Below are 25,131 nucleotides of genomic sequence, written 5' to 3'. Positions count from 1 at the left end.
ACACCCCAGCCCCCGTTGGCGATCCAGCCTGCCGACTAATTATTTCAAGACGTCATCCGTTCTCATTGGTGAATGGTTCCGGGTACCGAGCCCCGGCCAGACAGCATTCCGATGCCTTGCGCGGTCGGCACAGACCGCGCCCTGCACGCCCTCGATCGGCGTGACGCAGCAACCCGATTCCACTTAGCAAGCCGAATTCAGGCAGGAAACCTCATGACCGACGCGTTCGAACTCCCCAGCACTCTGGTCCAAGCCCTCCAGCGCCGTGCGGCACAGACGCCGGATCGCCTGGCCCTGCGCTTTCTCGCCGAAACCGAGGAGCAGGGCGTGGTGCTCAGTTACCGCGAACTCGATCAACGCGCGCGCACCATTGCTGCCGCGCTGCAGGCCCAGGCTGAGTTCGGTGATCGCGCGGTGCTGCTGTTTCCAAGTGGCGCAGATTACGTCGCGGCGTTTTTCGGTTGCCTGTACGCCGGGGTGATCGCCGTGCCGGCCTATCCGCCGGAGTCCGCCCGTCGTCATCATCAGGAACGCCTGCTGTCGATCATTGCCGACGCCGAACCGCGCCTGCTGCTGACCAGTGCCGACCTGCGCGATGCCTTGCAACAAATCGACGGCGCGCCGCCGTTGTTGTGCGTCGATACCCTCGACAACGCCCTGGCCGAGGCCTGGATTGAGCCGACCCTGCCGCAGGACCACATCGCCTTTCTGCAATACACCTCCGGTTCTACCGCGCTGCCCAAAGGCGTGCAGGTCAGCCACGGTAATCTGGTGGCCAACGAGCTGCTGATCCGCCACGGTTTCGGCATCGACGTGAACCCCGACGACGTGATCGTCAGCTGGCTGCCGCTGTACCACGACATGGGGCTGATCGGCGGATTGCTGCAGCCGATTTTCAGCGGTGTGCCGTGCATTCTGATGTCGCCGGCGTACTTCCTCGGTCGCCCGTTGCGCTGGCTTGAAGCGATCAGCCAATACGGCGGCACCATCAGCGGCGGGCCGGATTTTGCCTATCGTCTGTGCAGCGAGCGGGTCAGCGAATCAGCGCTGGAGCGCCTCGACCTGAGCCGCTGGCGCGTGGCCTATTCCGGCTCCGAACCGATCCGTCTCGATACCCTTGAGCGCTTCGCCGAGAAGTTCACCCCGTGCGGCTTCAGCGAAGACAGCTTCATGGCGTCCTATGGTCTGGCCGAGGCGACCTTGTTCGTCGCCGGCACACCGCGTGGTACCGGTATTCCTGCTCTGCGTGTCGATGATCAGGCACTGGCGCAAAACCGCGCCGAGCCGGGCGACGGCAGCCCGATCATGAGTTGCGGCATCAGCCAGCCGGCCCATGCGGTGCTGATCGTCGAGCCGAGCAGTCTGCAAGAACTCAATGACAATGCGGTCGGTGAAGTCTGGGCCGCCGGGCCGAGCATCGCTCACGGCTACTGGCGCAACCCCGAGGCCAGCGCCAAGACCTTTGTCCAGCACGCCGGTCGCACCTGGCTGCGCACTGGCGATCTGGGCTTCATCCGCGACGGTGAACTGTTCATCACCGGGCGCCTGAAAGACATGCTGATCGTGCGCGGTCACAACCTCTATCCGCAGGACATCGAGCAAACCGTCGAGCGTGAAGTGGAAGTGGTGCGCAAAGGTCGCGTCGCGGCATTCGCGGTCAATCAGGGCGGTGAAGAAGGTATTGGCATCGCGGCAGAAATCAGCCGCAGCGTGCAAAAAATCCTGCCGCCCGAAGCACTGATCAAAGCCATTCGCCAAGCGGTGGCCGAGGCCTATCAGGAAGCGCCAAGCGTGGTGGTGCTACTCAACCCGGGCGCGCTGCCGAAGACGTCCAGCGGCAAGCTGCAACGCTCGGCATGCCGCAATCGTCTGGCCGATGGCAGCCTCGACAGCTACGCGGTGTTCCCCTCCGCCGAGCTGCAAAGTACCGAGTCGAGCCTGGCAGCTTCGGAGCTGGAAGCCCTGATCGGCAAGATTTGGGCCGAGCAACTCAATCTCAAACAGGTCAACGCCGACGACCACTTCTTCCTGCTCGGCGGCAACTCGATTGCCGCCACGCAAGTGATCGCCCGGGTCCGCGAAGAACTGGCGCTGGAGTTGAACCTGCGCCTGCTGTTCGAAGCGCCGACCCTGTCCGCGTTCGCCGCTGCCGTGGCGCAGCAGCAACAGGATGGCGGCAACGTCCAAGGCGCAATCAACGCCTTGTCGCGCAGCGAAGCACTGCCGCAATCGCTGGCGCAAAACCGACTGTGGATCACCTGGCAACTCGACCCGCACAGCAGCGCCTATAACATTCCCGGCGCCCTGCGTCTGCGTGGCGAGCTGGACGAAGACGCGTTGCGCGCCAGCTTCCAGCAACTCATCGAGCGTCACGAATCGCTGCGCACGCGCTTCTTCGAGCGTGACGGTGTAGCCCTGCAACAAGTCGATGCCGCACCTGAATTCAACCTGCAACTGATCGACATCAGCGACCTGCCGGCGCACGAACGTGAAGCCCGTGCGCAACAGATCCGCGAGGACGAGGCGCGCACCCAGTTCGATCTGGAAAAAGGCCCGCTGCTGTGGGTGACACTCGTACGCCTCGACGATGAAGATCATCAGCTTCTGGTGACGCTGCATCACATCATCGCCGACGGCTGGTCGCTGAACGTGCTGATCGACGAATTCTCGCGCCTGTACGCTGCGGCATCCCAAGGCCAGCGCGCAGAACTCGCGCCGCTGCCTACTCAATATGCCGACTACGGCAGTTGGCAGCGCCAATGGCTGGCGCAAGGCGAGGGCGAGCGGCAACTGGCGTACTGGAAAGCTCGACTGGGCGACGAACATCCGGTGCTGGAGCTGGCCACCGACCACCCGCGTTCAGCCCGACAATTGCACAGCGCCGCGCGCCACAGCGTGCGCCTCGGCGTCAGCCTCAGCGACGCGATCAAGCAGACCGCGCAAGCGCATCAATCGACACCGTTCATGCTGTTGCTCTCGGCGTTCCAGAGCCTGCTGCACCGCTACAGCGGCCAGCGCGATATCCGCATCGGCATTCCCAACGCCAACCGTCCGCGCCTGGAAACCCAAGGCCTGATCGGCTTCTTCATCAACACCCAGGTGCTGCGTGCCGAGGTTGATTCGCGGCTGTCGTTTGTCGAGTTGCTGACGCAGACCCGCGAGGCAGCACTGGGGGCGCAGGCCAATCAGGATCTGCCGTTCGAACAACTGCTCGAAGCGTTCCCGCAGGCTCGCGAACAGGGGCTGTTCCAGGTCATGTTCAACCACCAGCAACGTGACTTGAGTGCGCTCAAGCGCCTGCCGGGCCTGCTCGCCGAAGAGCTGCCGTGGCACAGTCGCGAGGCCAAATTCGATCTGCAACTGCACAGTGAAGAGGATCGCAACGGGCGACTGACCTTGTCCTTCGACTACGCCGATGAACTGTTCGACGCGGCGACCATCGAGCGTCTGGCCGAACACTTCAGCAATCTGCTGCGCGCCGTCTGCGAGCAACCGCAACAGGCGATCGGCGACCTGCCATTGCTGACTCCGTGCGAGCAGGAACAGCAACAAGCGTGGAGCGTCGCCCCGTGCACCCCGGCGCAGCAATGGCTGCCGGAGCTGCTCAACGAACAGGCGCGGCGGACCCCGGAACGCACCGCGCTGGTGTGGGACGGAGGTAGCCTCGACTTCGCCGAATTGCACGCCCAGGCCAACCGCCTCGCGCACTACCTGCGCGACAAAGGGGTCGGCCCGGACGTGTGCGTGGCGATTGCCGCCGAGCGTTCGCCGCAACTGCTGATCGGCCTGCTGGCGATCATCAAGGCCGGTGGCGCCTATGTGCCGCTGGATCCGGATTATCCGGCCGAGCGCTTGGCTTACATGCTCAGCGACAGCGGCGTCGAACTGCTGCTGACCCAGACCGCATTGCTCGACCGCTTGCCGGCCAGTGACGGCGTCAGCGTGATCGCCATGGACGCGTTGCACCTGGAAAACTGGCCGAGTCAGGCACCGGGTCTGCACCTGCACGGCGACAATCTCGCCTACGTGATTTACACCTCCGGCTCCACTGGTCAACCAAAAGGCGTCGGCAACACCCACGCTGCATTGGCCGAACGTCTGCAATGGATGCAGAACAGCTATCGCCTGAACGACAGCGACGTGCTGATGCAAAAGGCGCCGATCAGTTTCGACGTGTCGGTGTGGGAGTGCTTCTGGCCGCTGATCACTGGCGCGCGTCTGCTGATCGCCGGCCCCGGTGAACACCGCGATCCGCATCGCATCGCGCAACTGGTGCAAGAATACGGCGTGACCACCCTGCACTTTGTGCCGCCGCTGCTCGCGCTGTTCATCGACGAGCCGCTGAGCGCCGAATGCACCAGCCTGCGCCGAGTGTTCTCCGGCGGTGAAGCGTTGCCGGCGGAACTGCGCAACCGCGTGTTGGCGCCACTGCCGGCGGTGCAACTGCACAACCGTTACGGCCCGACCGAAACCGCGATCAACGTCACCCATTGGCACTGCACCCCGGCCGATGGCGAGCGCTCGCCGATTGGCCGGCCGCTGGGCAACGTGATCTGCCGCATTCTCGATGCTGATCTCAACCCCGTGCCGGCCGGTGTGCCGGGTGAGCTGTGCATCAGCGGCATCGGTCTGGCCCGGGGTTACCTCGGTCGCCCGGCGCTGACGGCCGAGCGCTTTGTGGTCGACCCGTTGGGCGAGCAGGGCGCACGTTTGTACCGCACCGGCGACCGTGCACGTTGGACCGCGGACGGCGTGGTCGAATACCTCGGCCGTCTCGATCAGCAGGTCAAACTGCGTGGTTTCCGCGTTGAACCGGAAGAAATCGAAGCGCGGCTGCTGGCTCAAAACGGCGTCGCCCAGGCCGTGGTGCTGGTGCGCGAAACCGCGGCCGGCGCGCAATTGATCGGCTACTTCACCGCTGTCGACGCCAGCGAAGATCAGGACGTGCAGATCGCCCGCCTGAAAACCGCGCTGGCCTCCGAACTGCCGGAATACATGGTCCCGGCGCAACTGATGCGTCTGGACGCAATGCCCCTGAGCCCGAGCGGCAAACTCGACCGTCGCGCCTTGCCTGAGCCGCAGTGGCAAGTGCGTGAACACGTCGAACCGGCCACCGAGCTGGAACAACAGATCGCCGCGATCTGGCGTGAAGTGCTGGGTCTGCCACGGATCGGTCTGCGCGACGACTTCTTCGCCCTCGGCGGACACTCGTTGCTGGCCACACAAATCATCTCGCGCAGCCGTCAGGCCTGTGACGTCGAGCTACCGTTGCGCGCCTTGTTCGAGCACAGTGAACTCGGCGATTTTGCCGAACAGATCCGCCTGATCCAGGCCAGCGGCCAGACCAACCAACAGCCGCCGATTGCCAAAGTCGATCGCCGCCAAGCGGTGCCGTTGTCGTACTCGCAACAGCGCATGTGGTTCCTCTGGCAGATGGAGCCGGACAGCCCGGCGTACAACGTCGGCGGCATGGCGCGCCTGCGCGGCGTGTTGCACGTCGAGCATTTCGAGGCAGCCTTGCAGGCGTTGATCCTGCGCCACGAAACCCTGCGCACCACGTTCCCGAGCGTCGATGGCGTGGCCCGTCAGCAGGTGCATGCCGAGACCGGCGTGCGCATGGGCTGGAAAGATTTCTCGAAACTGCCGGCTGACCAGCGTGAACAGCAGGTCCAGCAACTGGCCGATGACGAAGCGCATCTGCCGTTCGATCTGGAAAGCGGTCCGCTGCTGCGCGCCTGTCTGGTGAAGACCGCCGAGCACGAACACTACTTCGTGCTGACCCTGCACCACATCGTCACCGAAGGCTGGGCGATGGATATTTTTGCCCGCGAGCTCAGCGCGCTGTACGAAGCGTTCGTCGATGAGCGCGATTCGCCGCTTGAAGCGTTGCCGGTGCAGTACCTCGATTACAGCGTCTGGCAACGGCAGTGGCTGGAGTCCGGTGAGCGTCAGCGCCAGCTCGACTACTGGACCGCGCAACTGGGTCGCGAACATCCGTTGCTGGAACTGCCAGGTGACCGTCCGCGTCCGCCGGTGCAAAGCCATCAGGGTGAATTGTTCCGTTTTGATCTCAGTGACGATCTCGCCGCTCGCGTCCGCGCGTTCAATGCGCAAAACGGTCTGACCCTGTTCATGACCATGACCGCTGCGCTCGCCACTTTACTCTACCGCTACAGCGGCCAGACCGACCTGCGCATCGGCGCACCGGTGGCCAACCGGATCCGTCCGGAAAGCGAAGGGTTGATCGGTGCATTCCTCAATACTCAGGTACTGCGTTGCCAGCTCGACGGGCAGATGACGGTGGGTGAGTTGTTCGAGCAAGTGCGCCACACCGTTATCGAAGGCCAGTCGCATCAGGACCTGCCGTTCGATCATTTGGTCGAAGCGCTGCAACCACCACGCAGCGCGGCGTACAACCCGCTGTTCCAGGTGATGTGCAACGTGCAGCGCTGGGAGTTCCAGCAGAGCCGGATGCTCGCCGGGATGACCGTCGAGTACCTGGCCAACGATGCGCGGGCGACCAAGTTCGACCTCAACCTGGAAGTCACCGACCTCGACCATCGCCTCGGTTGCTGCCTGACCTACAGCACCGATCTGTTCGATGAACCGACCATTGCGCGCATGGCCAAACATTGGCGCAACCTGCTGGAAGCGCTGATCGCCGATCCGCAACAGCGTCTGAGCCAATTGCCGCTGCTCGACCCGACTGAGCAACAGCAGTTGCTCGACAGCCTCGGCGTTGAGCCGGGCGAGCGTCGTCTCGATCAGTGCATCCATCATCTGTTCGCCGAGCAGGCGCTGGCGCGCAAAGATGCCCCGGCCTTGACTTTCGCCGGCCAGACCCTGAGCTACGCCGAACTCGACGCCCGCGCCAATCGCTTGGCCTGGGCCTTGCGCGAGCGTGGTGTAGGCCCGCAAGTGCGGGTCGGTCTGGCGCTGGAGCGCTCGCTGGAAATGGTCGTCGGCCTGCTGGCGATCCTCAAGGCCGGCGGCGCCTATGTGCCGCTGGACCCGGAATACCCGCTCGATCGCCTGCACTACATGATCGAAGACAGCCGCATCGGTCTGCTGCTCAGTGACCGCGCGATGTTCAACGCCCTCGGCGATTTGCCGTCGAGCGTGGCGCGCTGGTGCCTGGAAGATGACAGCGCGGCGCTGGTGGATTACCCGGCCACTGAGCTGCCCTTTATCAGCCTGCCGCAGCATCAGGCCTATCTGATTTACACCTCGGGTTCGACCGGCAAGCCGAAAGGCGTGGTGGTGTCCCACGGTGAAATCGCCATGCATTGCCAGGCCGTGATCGAACGTTTCGGCATGCGCCCCGACGACTGCGAGCTGCACTTCTATTCGATCAACTTCGACGCCGCCACCGAGCGTCTGCTGGTGCCGTTGCTCAGCGGCGCGCAGGTGGTGCTGCGAGCGCAAGGGCAGTGGGATGCGGAAGAAATCTGCGGGTTGATCCGCACCCACCGGATCAATGTGCTCGGCTTCACCCCGAGCTACGGCAGCCAGCTGGCGCAGTTCCTCGCCACGCAAAACCAGGTTCTGCCGGTGCGGATGATCATCACCGGCGGCGAAGCGCTGACTGGCGAGCACCTGCAACGGATTCGCGCCGCGTTCAAACCGAGTCTGTTCTTCAACGCCTATGGCCCGACCGAAACCGTGGTCATGCCACTGGCCAGTCTGGCGCCAGACCTGCTGGAAGAGGGCGCCGGCAGCGTGCCGATCGGCAGCGTGATCGGTGACCGCGTGGCGTACATTCTCGATGCCGATCTGGCGTTGGTGCCGCAAGGCGCGACCGGTGAATTGTTCGTCGGCGGCGCCGGTCTGGCGCAGGGCTATCACGACCGTCCGGGCATCAGCTCTGAGCGCTTCGTGGCTGATCCGTTTGCCGCCGATGGCGGGCGTATGTACCGCACCGGCGATCTGGTGCGCCAGCGTGCCGATGGGTTAGTGGAGTATCTGGGGCGGATCGACCATCAGGTGAAGATTCGCGGTTTCCGTATCGAGTTGGGCGAAATCGAAACCCGTCTGCTCGATCACCACTCGATCCGCGAAGCGGTGGTGCTGGCGCTGGATGCGCCGAGCGGCAAGCAACTGGTGGGCTACCTGGTCAGCGAAGTTGCCGAGCAAGGCGAAGCGCAACAGGCCGAACTGCGTGAAGCACTGAAGTCGCACCTCAAGGCGCAATTGCCGGACTACATGGTGCCGACGCACCTGATCCTGCTGGCGAGCATGCCGCTGACCGCCAACGGCAAACTCGACCGCCGCGCCTTGCCGGCACCGGATCCCGAGCTGAATCGTCAGCACTACGTCGCCCCGAGCAGCGAGTTGGAGCAGACCCTGGCACAGATCTGGTGCGAGGTGCTCAACGTCGAGCAGGTCGGGCTCAACGACAACTTCTTCGAACTCGGCGGCGACTCGATTCTGTCGATTCAGGTGGTCAGTCGTGCGCGACAGCAGGGCATTCATTTCAGTCCACGGGATCTGTTCCAGCATCAGACCGTGCAGACCCTGGCCGCCGTGGCCAGCCGTAGCGAGCAAGTCACTGCCGAGCAGGGACTGGTGCTCGGTGAGTCGGCGATGACGCCGATTCAACACTGGTTCTTCGACACTGATATTCCTGAGCGTCAGCACTGGAACCAGGCGCTGCTGCTGGAGCCGACAGTGGCGCTGGAACCGCATCGTCTGGAGCAGGCGCTGTTGGCGGTGATCGAGCAGCACGACGCCTTGCGTCTGCGCTTCACCCTGGTCAACGATCAATGGCAGGCAACGCATCAACCGGTGTCCGACGCCGAGGTGTTGTGGCAGGTGCGGGTGGCGGCGATGGACCAGTGCGCAGCGCTGTTCGCTGATGCCCAGCGCAGTCTCGATTTGCAAAACGGCCCGCTGCTGCGCGCCTTGCTGGTGGATGGTCCCGAAGGGCAGCAACGCCTGTTCATCGCGATCCATCACTTGGTGGTCGACGGTGTATCGTGGCGCGTATTGCTCGACGATCTGCAAACCGTGTATCGCCAGCTCGACGCCGAACAGTCGGTAAAACTGCCGGCGAAAACCAGTGCCTTCAAGGACTGGGCGGCACGTTTGCAGGCCTACGCCGGCAGCGAATCACTGCGTGAAGAACTGAACTGGTGGCAAACGCAACTGGCCGGATCGAACGCCGATCTGCCGTGCGAAAACCCGCAGGGCGGACAACAGAATCGTCACGCGCAAACCGTCAGCGTGCGCCTGGATGCCGAGCGTACCCAACAACTGCTGCAACAGGCGCCGCGGGCCTACCGCACACAGGTCAACGATCTGCTGCTGACCGCGCTGGCCCGCGTCTTGTGCCGCTGGAGCGGTCAGCCGTCGGCGCTGATTCAACTGGAAGGCCACGGCCGCGAAACCCTGTTCGACGAGATCGACCTGACCCGCACCGTCGGCTGGTTCACCAGCGCCTATCCATTACGCCTGACCCCGCACAACATCGAAGAGGCCGCCGGGCAGGGCGCTTCGATCAAGGCGATCAAGGAGCAACTGCGCGCGGTGCCGCACAAGGGCCTCGGTTATGGCGTGTTGCGTTATCTGGCCGATGACCTCAGTCAGCGCAGCATGGCGGCGTTGCCGAATGCTCCGGTGACCTTCAACTACCTCGGCCAGTTCGACCAGAGTTTCGCCAGCGATGCGCTGTTCCGTCCGCTGGATGAGCCGGTCGGTGCGGCCCACGATCCGCAGGCGCCGTTGCCCAACGAGTTGAGCATCGACAGTCAGGTGTACGGCGGCGAACTGCTGCTGCGCTGGACTTTCAGCGCCGAGCGCTACGAGGCGCAAACCATCAATGATCTGGCCGACGCCTACCTCGGTGAGCTGCAAAGCCTGATCGAACATTGCCTGCAAGAAACGGCCGGTGGCCTGACGCCGTCGGACTTCCCGCTGGCGAAACTGACCCAGGCGCAACTCGATGCACTGCCGGTGCCAGCGGCGCACATCGAAGACGTCTACCCGCTGACGCCGATGCAGGAAGGCATGCTGCTGCACACCTTGCTCGAACCGGGCACCGGTCTGTACTACATGCAGGATCGCTACCGGATCAACAGCGAGCTCGATCCCGAGCGTTTCGCCCAGGCCTGGCAAGCGGTGATCGCCCGTCATGAAGCGCTGCGTGCGTCGTTCTGCTGGAACGTCGGCGAGGACATGCTGCAAGTGATCCACACCCCGGGTCGTACGCCGATCGAGTACCTGGACTGGAGCGCCATCGCCGAGGACGAGCAAGAACCGAAGCTGCAAGCGCTGCTGAAAAGCGAGCGTGAGGCCGGGTTCGATCTGCTCAATCAGGCACCGTTCCACCTGCGCCTGATCAAGGTCGGCGCGGCGCGTTACTGGTTCATGATGAGCAACCACCACATCCTGATTGATGCCTGGTGTCGTTCGCTGCTGATGAACGATTTCTTCGAGATCTACACCGCCCTCGGTGAAGGTCGCGAAGCACAGTTGTCGGTGCCGCCGCGTTACCGCGACTACATCGGCTGGCTGCAACGCCAGAGCCTGGCCGAGGCACGTCAGTGGTGGCAGCAGAACCTGCAAGGTTTCGAACGCACCACGCCGATCCCGAGCGACCGACCGTTCCTGCGCGAACACGCCGGCGAAAGCGGCGGCATGATCGTCGGTGACCGCTACACCCGTCTCAACGTTGAAGATGGCGTCCGGCTGCGCGAGCTGGCCCAGGCTCATCAACTGACCATCAACACTTTCGCCCAAGCGGCGTGGGCCTTGGTGCTGCGCCGTCTGAGCGGTGATCGCGACGTGCTGTTCGGCGTCACCGTGGCCGGGCGCCCGGTGGAAATGCCGGAAATGCAGCGCACCGTCGGCCTGTTCATCAACAGCATCGCGCTGCGGGTGAAAATGCCTGAGGACGATCAGCGTGCCAGTGTGCGCCAGTGGTTGAGCACTCTGCTCGACAGCAACATGCAGCTGCGCGAGTACGAATACCTGCCGCTGGTGAACATTCAGGAGCAGAGCGAACTGCCGAAAGGCCAGCCGCTGTTCGACAGTCTGTTTGTGTTCGAGAACGCGCCGGTGGAAGTCTCGGTGCTGGACCGTGCGCAGAGCCTCAACGCGACGTCGGATTCGGGCCGTACCCACACCAACTTCCCGCTGACGGCGGTGTGCTACCCGGGCGATGACCTCGGCCTGCACCTGTCGTATGACCAGCGTTACTTCGACGAATCGACGATCGAGCGCATGCTCGGCGAGTTCAAGCGCCTGCTGCTGGCATTGGTCGATGGCTTCCACGGTGACATGGCTGATTTGCCGCTGCTGGGGGCCGAGGAGCAGGACTTCCTGCTGCACGGCTGCAACCAGAGCGCGCACGATTATCCGCTGGAGCAGAGCTACGTGGCGCTGTTCGAAGCGCAGGTCGCGGCGCATCCGCAGCGCATCGCCGCCACTTGCCTTGATCAGCAACTGAGCTATGCCGAGCTCAACCTCAACGCCAACCGCCTCGGCCAAGCACTGGTCGCCGCCGGGGTGCAGTTGGATCAACCGGTAGCGTTGCTGGCCGAACGTAATCTGGATCTTTTGGGGATGATCATCGGCAGCTTCAAGGCCGGTGCCGGTTACCTGCCGCTGGATCCGGGCCTGCCGAGCCAGCGTCTGCAGCGGATCATCGAGCTGAGCCGCACGCCGGTGCTGGTGTGCAGCGAGGCCTGCCGCGAACAGGCGCAGACTTTGCTCGATGAGTTCAGCTGCGCCAACCGTCCACGGCTGTTGGTCTGGGAAGAAGTGCAGGCGCTGGCGACATCGCTGCAGAACCCGGGGATCTACAGTGGCCCGGACAACCTGGCCTACGTGATCTACACCTCAGGTTCGACCGGGTTGCCGAAAGGCGTGATGGTCGAGCAGCGCGGCATGCTCAACAACCAGTTGAGCAAGGTGCCGTACCTGCAACTGACGGACGCCGACGTGATCGCGCAGACCGCTTCGCAAAGCTTCGATATTTCGGTCTGGCAGTTCCTCGCCGCGCCGCTGTTCGGGGCGCGGGTGGACATTGTGCCGAACACTATCGCTCACGATCCGCAGGGGTTGCTGGTGCATGTGCAGGCGCAGGGCATCACCGTGTTGGAGAGTGTGCCGTCGCTGATTCAGGGCATGCTCGCTTCCGATCGCCTGAGCCTCGACGGCCTGCGCTGGATGTTGCCGACCGGTGAAGCCATGCCGCCGGAACTCGCGCACCAATGGCTGCTGCGTTATCCGCAGATCGGTCTGGTCAACGCTTACGGCCCGGCGGAATGCTCCGATGACGTGGCGTTCTTCCGTGTGGACATGGCTTCGACTCGCGGCAGCTATTTGCCGATCGGTACGCCGACCGACAACAACTTGCTGTACCTGGTCGATGGCGCGCTGGAACTGGTGCCGCTGGGCGCGGTGGGCGAGTTGTGCGTGGCCGGGACCGGCGTCGGTCGCGGTTACGTCAGCGATCCGCTGCGCACCGCGCCAGTGTTTGTGCCCAACCCGTTCGGCGCGCCGGGCGAGCGTCTGTATCGCACCGGTGACCTCGCGCGGCGGCGCAGTGACGGGGTGCTGGAGTACGTTGGCCGGGTCGACCATCAGGTGAAGATTCGCGGTTACCGGATCGAACTGGGTGAAATCGAAGCGCGTCTGCACGAACAACCGGAAGTCCGCGATGCGGCGGTCGGCGTGCAGGAAGGCGTGAATGGCAAGCACTTGGTCGGCTATCTGGTCGCGGCGGATTCGGCGCTCAACCCGAGCGAACGTCTGGAGCGGATCAAGCAACGCCTGCGCAGCGAATTGCCGGAATACATGGTGCCGCTGCACTGGTTGTGGCTCGATCAGCTGCCGCACAACGCCAACGGCAAACTCGACCGCAAGGCCTTGCCGGCGCTGGAGATCGGCCAGTTGCAGAGCGAGGATTACCTGGCCCCGCGCAACGAACTGGAGCAGACCCTGGCCGACATCTGGGCCGAAGTGCTCAAGGTCGACAAGGTCGGCGTGCGCGACAACTTCTTCGAGTTGGGCGGGCATTCGTTGCTGGCTACGCAGATCGCCTCGCGGGTGCAGAAAACCCTGCAACGCGATGTGCCGCTGCGGGCGATGTTCGAGTGCAGCACGGTGCAGGAACTGGCCGAGTACATCGAAGGCCTGGCGGCGAGTGACATGACCGAGGATAAAGTGGATCGCTTGAATGATCTGATGGCGGAGCTGGAGGGCTTGTAATCTTCGGCGTCTGTACCGGCCCCTTCGCGAGCAAGCCCGCTCCCACATTTAGTTCTGTGTACGCAGACCCAATGTGGGAGCGGGCTTGCTCGCGAATGCGTCAGTGAATTCAACACAAATAAACCGGCATATTCACGTACATGTCCAGGGTTGACGATCAACAACCGGCAGCTCAGTCTGCCGGTTCTCTTTTTTGTCTCGGGGGTGGTCGATGCCTTTCTTCACGGTTGACGGACAAGCGCTGCACTACATTGATCAAGGCACCGGCCCGGCCGTGTTGCTGGCGGGCAGTTATCTGTGGGACACGGCCATGTGGGCGCCGCAGATCGCTGCGCTGTCGCCGCACTATCGGGTGATTGCGCTGGACCTGTGGGGCCACGGCGAATCCGGGCGTTTGCCTCAAGGCACCACCTCGCTGGATGACATCGCGCGGCAGGTCGAGGCCTTGCTCGATCACCTGCAGATCGAACGGATCACGCTGGCGGGGCTGTCAGTCGGCGGCATGTGGGGCGTGCGTCTGGCGTTGTCGGCACCGCAGCGGATCAACGGTCTGGTACTGCTCGACACCTACGTCGGCGTCGAGCCTGAGCCAACCCGTCAGTACTATTTCTCGCTGTTCAAGCAGATCGAGGAAAGCGGCGAGATTGCGCCTCAGTTGCTCGACATCGTGGTGCCGATCTTCTTCCGCCCGGGCATCGATCCGCAGTCGGCGCTGTATCAGGACTTCCGCGCCAAACTCGCGGCGTACACGGCGGATCGCCTGCGCGAAAGCATTGTGCCGATGGGACGTATCACCTTCAGTCGTGATGACCTGTTGCCGCGCCTGGGCGAACTGAATGCCGCGACCACCCTGGTGCTGTGCGGCGATCAGGACAAACCGCGACCGCCGTCGGAGGCACAGGAAATGGCTGAATTGATCGGCTGCCCGTGGGTGCTGGTGCCGGAGGCGGGGCATATCTCCAGTCTGGAGAATCCGCAGTTTGTGAGCGAGGTGTTGTTTACTTTTTTGGCTGAGCGCAACCGCTAAACCGTGTCATCGTTCTTTTCGCGAGCAAGCCCGCTCCCACAGTGACCGCGGTGATCCCTGTGGGAGCGGGCTTGCTCGCGAAGAGGCCCGATCAGGCAATAAAGAAGCCGGACTCACTTTGGCCCGAGAATTTTCGCCAGTTTCTCCGGCGAAGGCGCGCCTTGCTGCTGTTGCAGCTCGCCCTTGTCATCCATGTAGAAAATCGCCGGTGTCGCCTGCAGTTCCAGGTCTTCCATCAACTGCATGTTGGCGGCCAGTTTGGTCTGCACCGCTTTTGGAATGTCTTTCAATGGTTTGAGGGTGCTGGCCTTGCCGGCCTTTTCGTGATCTTCCAGGGCCTTGGCCGGATCTTTCGCCGCCAGTAGCGCGGCGGATTTCGCCGGGCTGTCTTCGCGGATGATCCCGACCATGATGTGCCGCAGTTGCACCTTGCCGGCCTTGACCCATGGCCGCGCCTGTTCCCAGAACATGTTGCAGTACGGGCAGTTCGGATCGCTGAACAGGTACACGGTACGTGGCGCATCCTTGTTGCCGTCCTGAATCCAGTTGCTGGCTTCGAACTTGCCCCAGATTTCCTTGGCCATCGGCGCGTAGACCAGTTTCTGCAACGGTTCGCTGCTCAGATCCTTGCCGTCGGCGTCGTACAGATTGCCGAGCAGCACGTGTTTCCCGTCCGGCGTCAGGTACAACGCCATGCCACGGTTCTGGTACTGCGCCGCATAACCACGCAAGCCTTCCGGGGCGTCGAACTGGCCGACGATTTTTGCGCCCTTGGCTTCGATCTGCTTGATCGCGGCGGGCAATTCTTCGGCGGCCTGCACCGACGGCAGGTGCAGCAGGGCAGTGCCCAGAGTCAGCGTCAGCAGGTGGCGGAGGCGGGGCATGGCAGTTTCCTTGCAGAGGTGGCCGGTGCGGCGGTTGGATTCGGGATGTCGAAGTTTTCCAGGGCGCGGGCCAGGCTGGCGTTCGACAGTTCGCCCAGGTGGCTGCTCAGCAAGCGACCGTCAGGGCTATAGAACAGCGTAGTCGGCAACGCCATGGAGCCCACGGCCCGACCCAGTCGACCGCTGCGGTCGAACAGCACGTTGTTCAGGCTCAGACCCTGGGTTTCCAGGAAGGTGGCAACGCTTTGCATGCTTTCGGCCTGATTGACGAACAGAAAGGTCAGGTCCGGGCGTTGTTGTTGAGCGTTTTCCAGCACCGGCATCTCGCGCCGGCACGGTGGGCACCAGGTTGCCCACAGGTTGATCACCAATGGTCCGCCCTGATAGTCGCTGAGCTGGATGGTCTCGCCTGCGGCGTTGCGCAGGGTGATTTCCGGCAAGCGCGTGCCTTGTTCGTAGATGTTCAGTGACAGGGTCGCCAACAACCAGAACAGCACGCCGCTGGCCACGCCAAAACCCAATGGCCGACGCAGGCCCGGGCGGCGCCAGCCGCGATAGAGAGCGGTGAGCAGCAGCACGATCACCCCCGGCCAGGCGAGGAATCCACCATCGCGCAGGTCGATGATCTGCCACGGATCGTTGCGATAGTGGCCCCAGTACAGGGCGACAAACGCCACGCGTGCCGCGAGCATGCCCAGCAGAAACAGGCTGAACAGCGCCGACTCGGGGTTATCGCCGCCACGCTTGGCCACCCGCCAGCCGACAAAGGTCGCCAGCGCCAGGGCACTGATCAGCAGCAGGTGGTTAAGCGCGATGGCAAAGGTGCCGAGGGTGAACGTCAGCATTTAATTGGCGTCTCGGGTGGTGGTCCAGCGTTGCAGGAACGTCTCGGCATCCACCTCACCGGTGATGCGCTGGCTGCGTCGTTCTTCGCCGTCGGTGCCGATCCAGACAAAACTTGGTGGCCCCGGGACTTTGTAGCGGCCGAGCAGCTCGCGGCTGGCGGCATTATCGGCAGTGACGTCGAGGCGCAGCAGGCGCACATCGCTGAGTGCCTGCATGACCTTGTCCTTGCCGAACACCTGTTTTTCCATGACTTTGCACGACACGCACCAGTCGGCGTAGTAATCGAGCAGCACCCACTGGCCCTGAGCCTTGGCGCTATCCAGTTCGCGCTGCAGGGCGGCCGGATCCTTGATCGTGGTGAACGCGTCATGCCCGCTCGGCGTGGTGCTGGCGACTCGGCCGGCGCTGTACACCTGCAGCGGTTGATACGGGTCGTCACTGCCACCGGCGGCACCGATCAGCAGCAGGCTGCCCCACAACCCGAGCAACAGCGAGCTGGCGCCGAACACTTGGGCGACCCGGCCGAAGCCGTCCGATTGCTTCCAGGCGCAGAACGCGGCGATCAGCAGCAGCGCGCCGCACAGGCCCAGCCACAGCGACGAGTCCAGCACCGGGCGCAACATCAGCAGCGCGGTCGCGAGGAACAGGAAACCGAAGATGCCCTTGAGCAGGTTCATCCACGCTCCGGGTTTCGGCAGAAAGCGATTGCCGACGGTCACCAACAGCAACAGCGGCACCCCGATACCGATGCCCAGCGCAAACAGAATCAAGCCACCGTGCAGCGCATTGCCGCTCTGCGCGATGTACAGCAAGGCGCCGGCCAGTGGCGCGGTCATGCACGGGCCTACCAGCAGACCGGACAACGCACCGAGCACCCCGGCACCGATCAGGCTGCCGCCATTGCGGCTGCGCGAAGCGTGTTCGAGGCGGTCACGCAGGGCCACCGGCAATTGCAATTCGAAGAAGCCAAACATCGGTAGCGCCAGCACCACAAACACTGCTGCAAATGCACCGAGCAGCCACGGATTCTGTAGCCATGCCTGCAGGTTGGCGCCGAGCAGCGCAGCGATCACCCCCATCGCTGCATACACCAGCGCCATGCAGATCACATAGCTGCTGGCCAGGGCGAAACCACGACGCGGTGTTGCACCGCTGCCGACAATCATGCCCGCCAGAATCGGCAGCATCGGCAACGAACACGGAGTAAACGCCAGCAACAGGCCGAGGCCGAAGAACACCAGCAGGCTCCAGCCCAGCGCCCGTTGTTGCAGGCTGCTGGCCAGGGCCTGATCCGGTGCTTCGGCACTGGCCGTTGGCGTCGCTTTGCCGCCCAGATCGATGACCCGGGTTTGCGGCGGATAACACAGGCCGGCATCGGCGCAGCCCTGATAACTGACCTTGATCTGACCGCTGGCCGAGGCCGGGACTTTCACCTCCAGCCCTTGGCGATACACCGGTTGTTCACCGAAGAACTCGTCACTGTGCGACTCGCCCTCGGGCAGCGCAGGCTGCTGCTCGACCGTCAAACCGTCGAATTTCAGGCGTTTCTGGTACAGGTAATAGCCGTCGGTGATTTGCCAGAACAGCTGGGTTTCCCCGGACTCAAGGCGTTCGGAGGTGAGCACGAAGGCTTTGTCGACCGGCAGAAACTCCGGTTTGGTCTCGAATGGATTGTTTCCCGCCTGGGCCAGGCCGGAGATCAGCAGTGCAAACAAAAGAAAAAAATGACGCATGGAGGAGCCTTGTCCCTGTGCAAGTGTGGGCACAATGGTGGATGGCGATTAACCGATGATTAACCGTCACGCCCTTGTCGCTGTGGCGTTGGGCGCCATAATGTCAGCTTAATCGGCCAACGGCCTAATCGGCTTTTTTCTACGGGACGGATCATGCACGTACTGGTTTGCGAAGACGATGAACTGATCGCCAGCGGTATCGTTGCCGGTCTCACGGCGCAGGGCCTGACGGTCGAGCACGTCAACACCGCCTCGAAAGCACGGGCGATGCTCAAAGTTGCCGAATTCGACGTGATGGTGCTCGATCTCGGCCTGCCTGACGAAGATGGCCTCAAGTTGCTGCAACAACTGCGTCAGCAGGGCCTGGAAATTCCGGTGCTGATCCTGACCGCACGCGACTCGGTGACCGACCGGGTCGATGGCTTGCAGGCCGGGGCTGACGATTACCTGCTCAAACCCTTCGATCTGCGTGAATTGTTCGCGCGCCTGCAAACCCTGCTGCGCCGGGTCGCCGGGCGCAGCGTCAACCTGATCGAACACGGCGCGCTGACCTACGATCCAAGCAGCCGCGAAACCACGTTGGCCGGGCAACCGGTGGACTTGTCGCGCCGCGAGCAATCGTTGTTGCAGGCGCTGCTGCACAACCGTGGCCGAGTGCTGTCCACCGAGCAGTTGAAGGACAGCGTCTACGGCTTCAATGACGAGTTGGAGAGCAACGCGCTGAACGTGCATATCCACCACCTGCGCAGCAAGCTCGGCAAGGGCATCGTCGAAACCGTGCGCGGTCTGGGTTATCGCCTCGGGCCGGCCGATGGTGGAGAACAACAGAAGTGATGAGTCTGCGTCTGCGCCTGAGTCTGACCCTCGGCGCCGCCTTCGCCCTGATCTGGGCACTGGCTGCGGCCTGGATGCTCAGCGACTTGCGCAATCAGATGATGTTTTCCCTCGACCAGCGGCTGGTAGCCTCGGCGCGCATGGTCGCCGGGCTGCTGGAGCAATTGCCGGCGCTGCCGAGCAAGGGCGAGGGCACCCATTTCAGTGCCGAACAATTGAACATTCCCGGCGGCATGGCCTGTCAGGTCAGCTCTTTGCGCGGGGAAATCCTGGCCCGCAGCCACAGCAGCCCCGAGCAAACCCTGGAAGCGGAAAAAATGGGCTTCCACGATCAGATGATCGATGGCGCGCCGTGGCGCAGTTTCACTCTCGCCCGGGGTGACGTACGGATCACCACCGCCGATCGGCAAATCGAACGCGAAGCCTTGAACATGTCGATCCTGCTGGCGGCTTCGGTGCCGGTCGGCGTGGCGTTGCTCGGTTGCCTGTGCCTGTTGTGGCTGGGCATCGGCCAGGGGCTGGCGCCGCTCAACCGGCTGCGCGAAGCACTGATGCGACGTAATGCCGACTCGCTTGAGCCGCTGCAATTGCAATCGTTTCCCAGCGAACTGAAACCGTTGCTCGATACGCAGAACCAGCTGTTCCAGCGCATCGGCAAGACCATCGAGCGTGAACGCCGCCTGACCGGTGATGCCGCCCACGAACTGCGCAGCCCGTTGACGGCGATCAAGACCCACCTGCAAGTGGCACGCATGACCGAAGGCAGTGCCCGCGATCAGTCGCTGGCAAGGGCCGAAGAGGGTGCCGACCGCATGCACCGCACCCTTGAGCAACTGCTGTTGCTGGCGCGGGTCGAGGGCAGTCTGTCGTTCGATGACGGCGTACAGTGCAGCGCCGAACAGGTGGCGAAACTGGCGATGCAGGATGCGGCTGGTGGCGAGCGTCAGCGCATCAAGCTGCAATTGCCCAAGCAGCTCTCCAGTGCGCCGGTGCAAATGCCGGCGGTGCTGTCGATTGCCGCGTTGCGCAATCTGCTCGACAACGCCCTGCGCCATACCCCGGCGGATGCTGAGGTGGAGCTGAGCCTGGAAACGGTCGGCCAGCGCGCCCGTTTTGTGGTGCGCGACCACGGCCCGGGGATTGCGGCGCAAGATCTGCAGCATCTGACCCAACGCTTCTGGCGCAACGGCCAGAGCACCGGCTGCGGACTGGGCCTGGCCATCGTGCAAGCCATCGTCCAGCGCTGCGCCTGCACCCTGCATTTCGACAGCCGGCCGGATGGCTTGCGCGTCGAGTTGACCATGCCGCTGCAACCTGTCTGAACCAGCAAAAATCCCCTGTGGGAGCGGGCTTGCTCGCGAAGGCGTCCGGTCAGTCGACAGGTTACTGACTGGCACGCCGCCTTCGCGAGCAAGCCCGCTCCCACAGGGGATCCGTGGTGTGGCACATCAAATGTAACGTCTCTGCGTTGGTGATTCGCCGGCCTCGGCGTTAAGGTCGGGGCTGCTCTGACTCAATGGATTGAGGGAACGCGCCATGGAAGCATCGATCTGCATCTGCCCGGCGAAACCTGCCGACGCCGGCATCATCAGTCGCATCATCGAGCGATCGATTCGCGTCGGTTGTGCGCTCGAACACCGCAACGATCCGCAACTGGTCAGCCGCTGGATCGGCCGACAATCTGCCGACGTCATCAGCGCGCACCTTGCCGACGCGCATTGCTACCTGAATATCGCCTTGTTGCAGGACAAACCGGTGGGTGTCGGCATGGCCACGGCCAGCGGTGAGATAGGTTTTTGCCATGTGCAGCCGGAATGGTTTCGCCGTGGCGCAGGGCGCGCCCTGATGACCGACCTTGAAGGCTGGCTGCGGATTCGTGGTGTGCCGCAGGCGCGCATCGCCAGCACACGTAGCGGCGCGGCTTTTTATCGGCATCTGGGCTACTGCGATGCAGTGCCACGCGCCAGCGATCAGGGCTTGCACCGCGTTACGCTGCACAAGCTGCTGCCATTGCCTGGCTGACATCTCGATCAAGGGTCTAAATCCTCGCCCCGCTTAAGCGTTTCCAGAACAGGAAAACCTGCATGTGCGCCCCGCGACCGGAACGCGCACCTGTGCGGTGTGCTGTTTTGGTCACTATCCATAGCGTATTGAGGGGTCGAGAGATGTCAGTCGCCACCAGCCTTATCGAAGAGTCGTCGGCCCGGATCAGCTCCGCGCCGGCGGAAACCCTGTATCAGTTCAACGAATCACCACTGCTGGCCCGGCAGAGCCAGCAGGAATCCAACGCCCGCAGCTATCCGCGACGCATTCCGCTGGCCCTCAAGCGCGCCAAGGGCCTGTACGTCGAAGATGTCGAAGGTCGCACCTTCATCGATTGCCTGGCCGGTGCCGGCACTCTGGCCTTGGGGCACAACCATCCGGTGGTGATCGAGGCTATTCAGCAAGTACTGGCGGATGAATTGCCGCTGCACACCCTCGACCTGACCACGCCAGTGAAGGATCAGTTTGTCCAGGACCTGTTCGGTTTGCTGCCGCCAGCACTGGCGGCCGAGGCGAAAATCCAGTTCTGCGGCCCGACCGGTACCGATGCGGTGGAAGCGGCGTTGAAACTGGTGCGCACCGCCACCGGGCGCAGCACCGTGCTGTCGTTCTCCGGCGGTTATCACGGCATGAGCCAGGGCGCCTTGAGCCTGATGGGCAGCCTGGGGCCGAAAAAGCCGCTGGGCGCCTTGCTCAGCAACGGTGTGCAATTCATGCCGTTCCCTTATGACTATCGTTGCCCGTTCGGTCTCGGCGGCGCGGCCGGGGTCAAAGCCAACCTGAGTTATCTGGAAAACCTGCTCAACGATCCTGAAGCCGGCGTGCAGTTGCCGGCAGCGGTGATCGTCGAAGCGGTGCAGGGTGAGGGCGGGGTGATTCCGGCCGACATCGAGTGGCTGCGCGGCTTGCGTCGGATCACCGAGAAGGCCGGTGTGGCGCTGATCGTCGACGAGATCCAGAGCGGTTTCGCGCGTACCGGCAAGATGTTTGCCTTCGAACACGCCGGTATCGTCCCGGATGTGGTGGTGTTGTCCAAAGCTATCGGCGGCAGCCTGCCGCTGGCGGTGGTGGTTTATCGCGACTGGCTCGACACCTGGCAACCGGGCGCCCATGCGGGCACGTTCCGTGGCAATCAGATGGCGATGGCCGCCGGTTCCGCGGTGATGCGTTATCTGCTTGAGCACAAGGTCTGCGAACACGCCGCCGCCATGGGCGAACGCCTGAGCGAACACCTGCGCATCCTGCAACGCGACTTCCCGCAACTGGGCGACATCCGCGGTCGTGGCTTGATGCTCGGTGTCGAACTGGTTGACCCGAACGGCGCGCCGGATGCGCTCGGTCATCCACCCGCGTTCGCGCGTCTGGCACCGCTGGTGCAGCGTGAATGCCTCAAGCGTGGACTGATTCTCGAACTGGGCGGCCGGCATGGCGCGGTGGTGCGCTTCCTGCCGCCGCTGGTGATCACCGCCGCCGAAATCGACCGCGTCGCCGAGATCTTCGGCCGGGCCTTGGCCGCCGCCACCGCCGCCGCCGAGTAAATTTTTCGCAGCGCCGAACGTTCTTACTACATACCCGGCTGCACCCCCGGTGCAGCCCACCCTTACAACGATGGAGAACCAGCATGACGTCAGTATTCGACCGCGAGGACATCCTCTTTCAGGTCGTGGTCAACCACGAAGAGCAATACTCGATCTGGCCGGATTACAAAGCCGTGCCGGAAGGCTGGCGCACCGTGGGCAAGAGCGGCCTGAAGAAGGAATGCCTGGCCTATATCGAAGAAGTCTGGACCGACATGCGTCCGCTGAGCCTGCGGCAGAAGATGGAAGGGCAGGCGGCCGCTCAGTAATCTGACAGACAAAACAAACCCGCTGGACTGGTGACAGGCAGCGGGTTTTTTCATTGCTCGCAATGGTGTTGTTCTGGCGGGCCTCTTCGCGAGCAAGCCCGCTCCCACATTGGATCTGCGCTGCACACACCCCCCCTGTGGGAGCGGGCTTGCTCGCGAAGAACGATAACGCGGTGTAACTGAAACTACGCCCCGCTCAACCCCTTGAGCAACAAATCCACATTCCCCTCCAGCTCCGCCACCGGGTCCGCTGCATCGGTACTCAACACCAGCAGATGACTCCCCGAGGCGGCAATTGCTGCTTTCACTGCCTCCGACGGCTGACGATGATGCAGCACCAGCGCCACGTCGTTGTCCTTCAGCGTCGCCGTGAGCTTCTTCAGATCTTCGGCTGTCCACTCGGCATCTGCTCGCGCGTCCTGGCCGATCAGCTCCAGATTCAGGCTGCCGATCAGGTAACCGAAGTGATCGCTGAGGCTCAGCACACTGAGGTTGTCGGCCTCGGCCAGACGCGCTTCGCTGTCGGCGCTGAGCTTGAGCAGGCGCTGTTTCAGCGCCGCCAGATTGGCCTCGATCTTCGGTTTGGCCGACGGCGCCAGACGCACCAGGTCTGCCGCGATCACATCAGCCATCCGTCCCATGTTGTTGCTCGCCAGCCATGGCTGACTGTTCAAGCCATCGACCTTCAGCCCCGGTTGCACGGCGATCCCCGGCAGGGCGCCATCCACCGGGCGCGCCGCGTCGACCTCGACAATGCGAATGTTGCTGCGCCGCGCGATCGGGTACAGCGGATCATCGGCCCACAGCGAGCGCACACCGATCACCGCGTCGGCAGCGGTTGCCAGTTTGCCCAGCGCCGGAGCGCCGCGACCGGTGAAGTATGCGGTCTGACGGCTGCCCGGCAGATTCGCCGGGGCCGCGCGTTCCAGGCTGACGTCGGTGCCTTTGAGCAGCACTTCGCCGAGGCCGTAGGTGATGGGCAACGAGGCCAGTACGCGCAGCGGTTGAGGGTTTTCAGCCGCCAGCAACGGGCTGCCGACCACGCCGCACAGGGCCATGGCCAGGGTCAGTTTTCGCAGTGAGAAGATCATTTATCCAAGGTTCCCTTTCAGACTCGGGACAACCCCGCGCGCAATGGCGGCGAGGGCGAAGGCGATGCCGGCGACCAGGATGATCGCGGCGCCGGACGGGATTGGCAGATCGAAGACGATCGGCGCGAGAATCCCGCACAGCGTGCTGACGGTAGCAATCAGCACCGAGCACCAGAAGAAGCCCTTGAGCGACTGGCTGAGCAAACGCGCGGCCGCCGCCGGAATCACCAGCAACGCGCCGACCAGAATCGCGCCGATGACCTTCACCGCCGCGACGGTGATCAGCGTCACCAGAATCACGAACAGGTAATCCAGAGTCTTCACCGCCACGCCGCGCACCGCCGCCAGTTGCGGGTTGAAACTGGCGAGCATGATCCGGTTGTACAAAGGCAGTGCCAGGGCCATGACCAGCGAACCGACGATGGCCAGCACCAGCAGGTCGTTGCCATTGACGGTGAGCACCGAACCGAACAGCACGTTCTCCAGAATGTGCACGTTGATCTTGCCCGCCAGAATCAACAGCAGGCTCGCGCCAAGCGCCAGCGACACCGAGAGAAACACGCCGATCAGGGTGTCGGGCGCCAGGCCGGTGCGGTTGCGCAGGTAGTTGAGCAGGATGCCGAACAACAGGCAGTAACCGAACAGGCTGCCGTACGGCCCGGTGTAGGGTTCGCCGAGCAGAATGCCGATGGCCACGCCGGTCAGCGCCGCGTGCCCGACCGCTTCGGAGAAAAACGCAAAGCGCTTGACCACCACCAGCGTGCCGAGGCCACCGAGCACCGGACCGATCAACAGGCCGGCGAGCAATGCGTTGACCACAAAGCCGTAGGCCAGCGCTTCCGGCAGGTACCCGGACGACGCCCAGCCCTGAACCATCAAACGAAAGGCTTCGTAACTCATCAGACCGCGCTCCGTGGATGGGTGGAAAACAGACTCAGCAGCCGTTCCGGGGTCAGTGCCTGTTGCGGCGTGGCGTCGAACAGCACGCGGCGGTTGAGACCGGTGACCCGGTCGGCCAGACGCTTGACCGCTTCCAGATCGTGCTCGATCCACAGCACGGTGATGCCAGCGGCGCGCCAGTCGCCGAGCAGGCGTTCGAACACCTGGATCCCGGCTTCGTCGAGGGCCGACATCGGCTCATCCAGCACCAGCAATTGCGGAGCCGGGATCAAGCCTTGAGCGAGCAACACGCGCTGCCGTTCGCCACCGGACAACGCGCCCATGCGCCGCTTGCGTTTGTCCTGCATGCCGACCCGTTCCAGCGCCTCGCCGATGGCCTTGGCGTAGTGCTTGCTCAGGCCGAGAAACGCCGGGCGGCGCTGGCACATGGCTGCCATGAAATCGTCGACGGTCATCGGCAGGCCACGATCGAACTCCAGCGCCTGCGGCACGTAGCCGATGGTGCCGGGTTGGCCGGGCCAGTGCAGGCTCAGTTGACCCTGATGCGGCATTTGCCCGAGCAAGGTCTTGATCAGCGAACTCTTGCCACCGCCGTTGGGGCCGACCAGGGCGTGGACGTGACCGGGCTGAACCTGGAAGGTGACGTTGTCGAGGATCGTAGTGCGCCCGAGGGTCAGAGAGACTCCCGCAAAATCCAGAGTCGGCCCACTTACCC

At 63.4% G+C, this 25,131-nt stretch carries 13 protein-coding genes; 7 read left to right on the top strand and 6 right to left on the bottom strand.

Annotated elements, in window-relative coordinates; translation table 11 throughout:
* The first annotated feature begins 213 nt into the window (after positions 1–213).
* Both V3W27_RS09520 and V3W27_RS09515 read left to right on the top strand, forming a co-directional pair.
* The gene (locus V3W27_RS09520) at positions 214–13,212 is read left to right on the top strand and encodes a non-ribosomal peptide synthetase (RefSeq protein WP_330206464.1); all 12,999 of its coding nucleotides are present in this window, start codon (positions 214–216) and stop codon (positions 13,210–13,212) included.
* A 211-nt stretch (positions 13,213–13,423) separates the two neighbouring features.
* Positions 13,424–14,239 carry an alpha/beta fold hydrolase gene (locus tag V3W27_RS09515; protein ID WP_330206463.1) on the top strand — a complete coding sequence of 272 codons (816 nt, stop codon included), beginning with the start codon at positions 13,424–13,426 and terminating at the stop codon, positions 14,237–14,239.
* Between the two features lie 113 nt (positions 14,240–14,352).
* Here V3W27_RS09515 and dsbG read toward each other — a convergent pair whose 3' ends face one another.
* Genes dsbG through dsbD form a run of 3 tightly spaced genes read right to left on the bottom strand, consistent with a single transcriptional unit; the run spans position 14,353 to position 17,702 of the window.
* Positions 14,353–15,123 carry a thiol:disulfide interchange protein DsbG gene (gene dsbG / locus V3W27_RS09510; protein ID WP_330206462.1) on the bottom strand — a complete coding sequence of 257 codons (771 nt, stop codon included), beginning with the start codon at positions 15,121–15,123 and terminating at the stop codon, positions 14,353–14,355.
* Positions 15,099–15,968, bottom strand: coding sequence for a TlpA disulfide reductase family protein (locus V3W27_RS09505; RefSeq protein ID WP_225135788.1), 870 nt, complete (start codon positions 15,966–15,968; stop codon positions 15,099–15,101). The genes dsbG and V3W27_RS09505 overlap by 25 nt, the downstream gene beginning before the upstream one ends.
* Positions 15,969–17,702, bottom strand: a complete 1,734-nt coding sequence (dsbD, locus tag V3W27_RS09500; RefSeq protein ID WP_330206461.1) for a protein-disulfide reductase DsbD — start codon at positions 17,700–17,702, stop codon at positions 15,969–15,971.
* 153 nt (positions 17,703–17,855) lie between these two features.
* Between dsbD and V3W27_RS09495 the strand changes: the two genes are divergently transcribed.
* The 5 genes from V3W27_RS09495 (at position 17,856) to V3W27_RS09475 (ending at position 22,425) form a co-directional block, all read left to right on the top strand.
* A complete protein-coding gene (locus V3W27_RS09495; RefSeq protein ID WP_007969056.1) occupies positions 17,856–18,536 on the top strand; it encodes a response regulator in 681 nt (226 codons plus the stop codon).
* The gene (locus V3W27_RS09490) at positions 18,536–19,858 is read left to right on the top strand and encodes an ATP-binding protein (protein ID WP_049827920.1); all 1,323 of its coding nucleotides are present in this window, start codon (positions 18,536–18,538) and stop codon (positions 19,856–19,858) included. The genes V3W27_RS09495 and V3W27_RS09490 overlap by 1 nt, the downstream gene beginning before the upstream one ends.
* Positions 19,859–20,072: 214 nt before the next feature.
* Positions 20,073–20,558, top strand: a complete 486-nt coding sequence (locus V3W27_RS09485; protein ID WP_096794989.1) for a GNAT family N-acetyltransferase — start codon at positions 20,073–20,075, stop codon at positions 20,556–20,558.
* Positions 20,559–20,701: 143 nt separating this feature from the next.
* A complete protein-coding gene (locus tag V3W27_RS09480) occupies positions 20,702–22,117 on the top strand; it encodes an aspartate aminotransferase family protein (protein ID WP_330206460.1) in 1,416 nt (471 codons plus the stop codon).
* Between the two features lie 83 nt (positions 22,118–22,200).
* On the top strand, positions 22,201–22,425 hold the full coding sequence (locus tag V3W27_RS09475; RefSeq protein WP_003226665.1) for an MbtH family protein: 225 nt from the start codon (positions 22,201–22,203) through the stop codon (positions 22,423–22,425).
* Between the two features lie 185 nt (positions 22,426–22,610).
* Here the strand turns inward: V3W27_RS09475 and V3W27_RS09470 are convergent, their stop codons facing one another.
* From V3W27_RS09470 to V3W27_RS09460, 3 genes are all read right to left on the bottom strand, one after another.
* Positions 22,611–23,516, bottom strand: coding sequence for a metal ABC transporter substrate-binding protein (locus V3W27_RS09470; RefSeq protein ID WP_330206459.1), 906 nt, complete (start codon positions 23,514–23,516; stop codon positions 22,611–22,613).
* Positions 23,517–24,416 carry a metal ABC transporter permease gene (locus tag V3W27_RS09465; protein ID WP_003226663.1) on the bottom strand — a complete coding sequence of 300 codons (900 nt, stop codon included), beginning with the start codon at positions 24,414–24,416 and terminating at the stop codon, positions 23,517–23,519. It abuts the gene before it with no gap.
* Positions 24,416–25,131 (bottom strand): metal ABC transporter ATP-binding protein (locus V3W27_RS09460; RefSeq protein WP_330206458.1); only part of this gene is annotated, 716 nt, incomplete at its 5' end. The genes V3W27_RS09460 and V3W27_RS09465, both read right to left, overlap by 1 nt.

This window comes from Pseudomonas sp. AM14(2022) (assembly GCF_036346455.1).
Classification (GTDB): Bacteria; Pseudomonadota; Gammaproteobacteria; order Pseudomonadales; family Pseudomonadaceae; genus Aquipseudomonas; species Aquipseudomonas putida_A.
This window is presented reverse-complemented; position numbering and strand designations above follow the sequence as displayed.

What these genes read in the sequence shown, in the direction of transcription:
- V3W27_RS09505 (WP_225135788.1), bottom strand. Translation starts at nt 15,968, where the DNA reads ATGCTGACGTTCACCCTCGGCACCTTTGCCATCGCGCTTAACCACCTG.
- V3W27_RS09490 (WP_049827920.1), top strand. Translation starts at nt 18,536, where the DNA reads ATGAGTCTGCGTCTGCGCCTGAGTCTGACCCTCGGCGCCGCCTTCGCC.
- V3W27_RS09520 (WP_330206464.1), top strand. Translation starts at nt 214, where the DNA reads ATGACCGACGCGTTCGAACTCCCCAGCACTCTGGTCCAAGCCCTCCAG.
- V3W27_RS09515 (WP_330206463.1), top strand. Translation starts at nt 13,424, where the DNA reads ATGCCTTTCTTCACGGTTGACGGACAAGCGCTGCACTACATTGATCAA.
- V3W27_RS09470 (WP_330206459.1), bottom strand. Translation starts at nt 23,516, where the DNA reads ATGATCTTCTCACTGCGAAAACTGACCCTGGCCATGGCCCTGTGCGGC.
- V3W27_RS09465 (WP_003226663.1), bottom strand. Translation starts at nt 24,416, where the DNA reads ATGAGTTACGAAGCCTTTCGTTTGATGGTTCAGGGCTGGGCGTCGTCC.
- V3W27_RS09480 (WP_330206460.1), top strand. Translation starts at nt 20,702, where the DNA reads ATGTCAGTCGCCACCAGCCTTATCGAAGAGTCGTCGGCCCGGATCAGC.
- V3W27_RS09485 (WP_096794989.1), top strand. Translation starts at nt 20,073, where the DNA reads ATGGAAGCATCGATCTGCATCTGCCCGGCGAAACCTGCCGACGCCGGC.
- dsbG (WP_330206462.1), bottom strand. Translation starts at nt 15,123, where the DNA reads ATGCCCCGCCTCCGCCACCTGCTGACGCTGACTCTGGGCACTGCCCTG.
- V3W27_RS09495 (WP_007969056.1), top strand. Translation starts at nt 17,856, where the DNA reads ATGCACGTACTGGTTTGCGAAGACGATGAACTGATCGCCAGCGGTATC.
- dsbD (WP_330206461.1), bottom strand. Translation starts at nt 17,702, where the DNA reads ATGCGTCATTTTTTTCTTTTGTTTGCACTGCTGATCTCCGGCCTGGCC.
- V3W27_RS09475 (WP_003226665.1), top strand. Translation starts at nt 22,201, where the DNA reads ATGACGTCAGTATTCGACCGCGAGGACATCCTCTTTCAGGTCGTGGTC.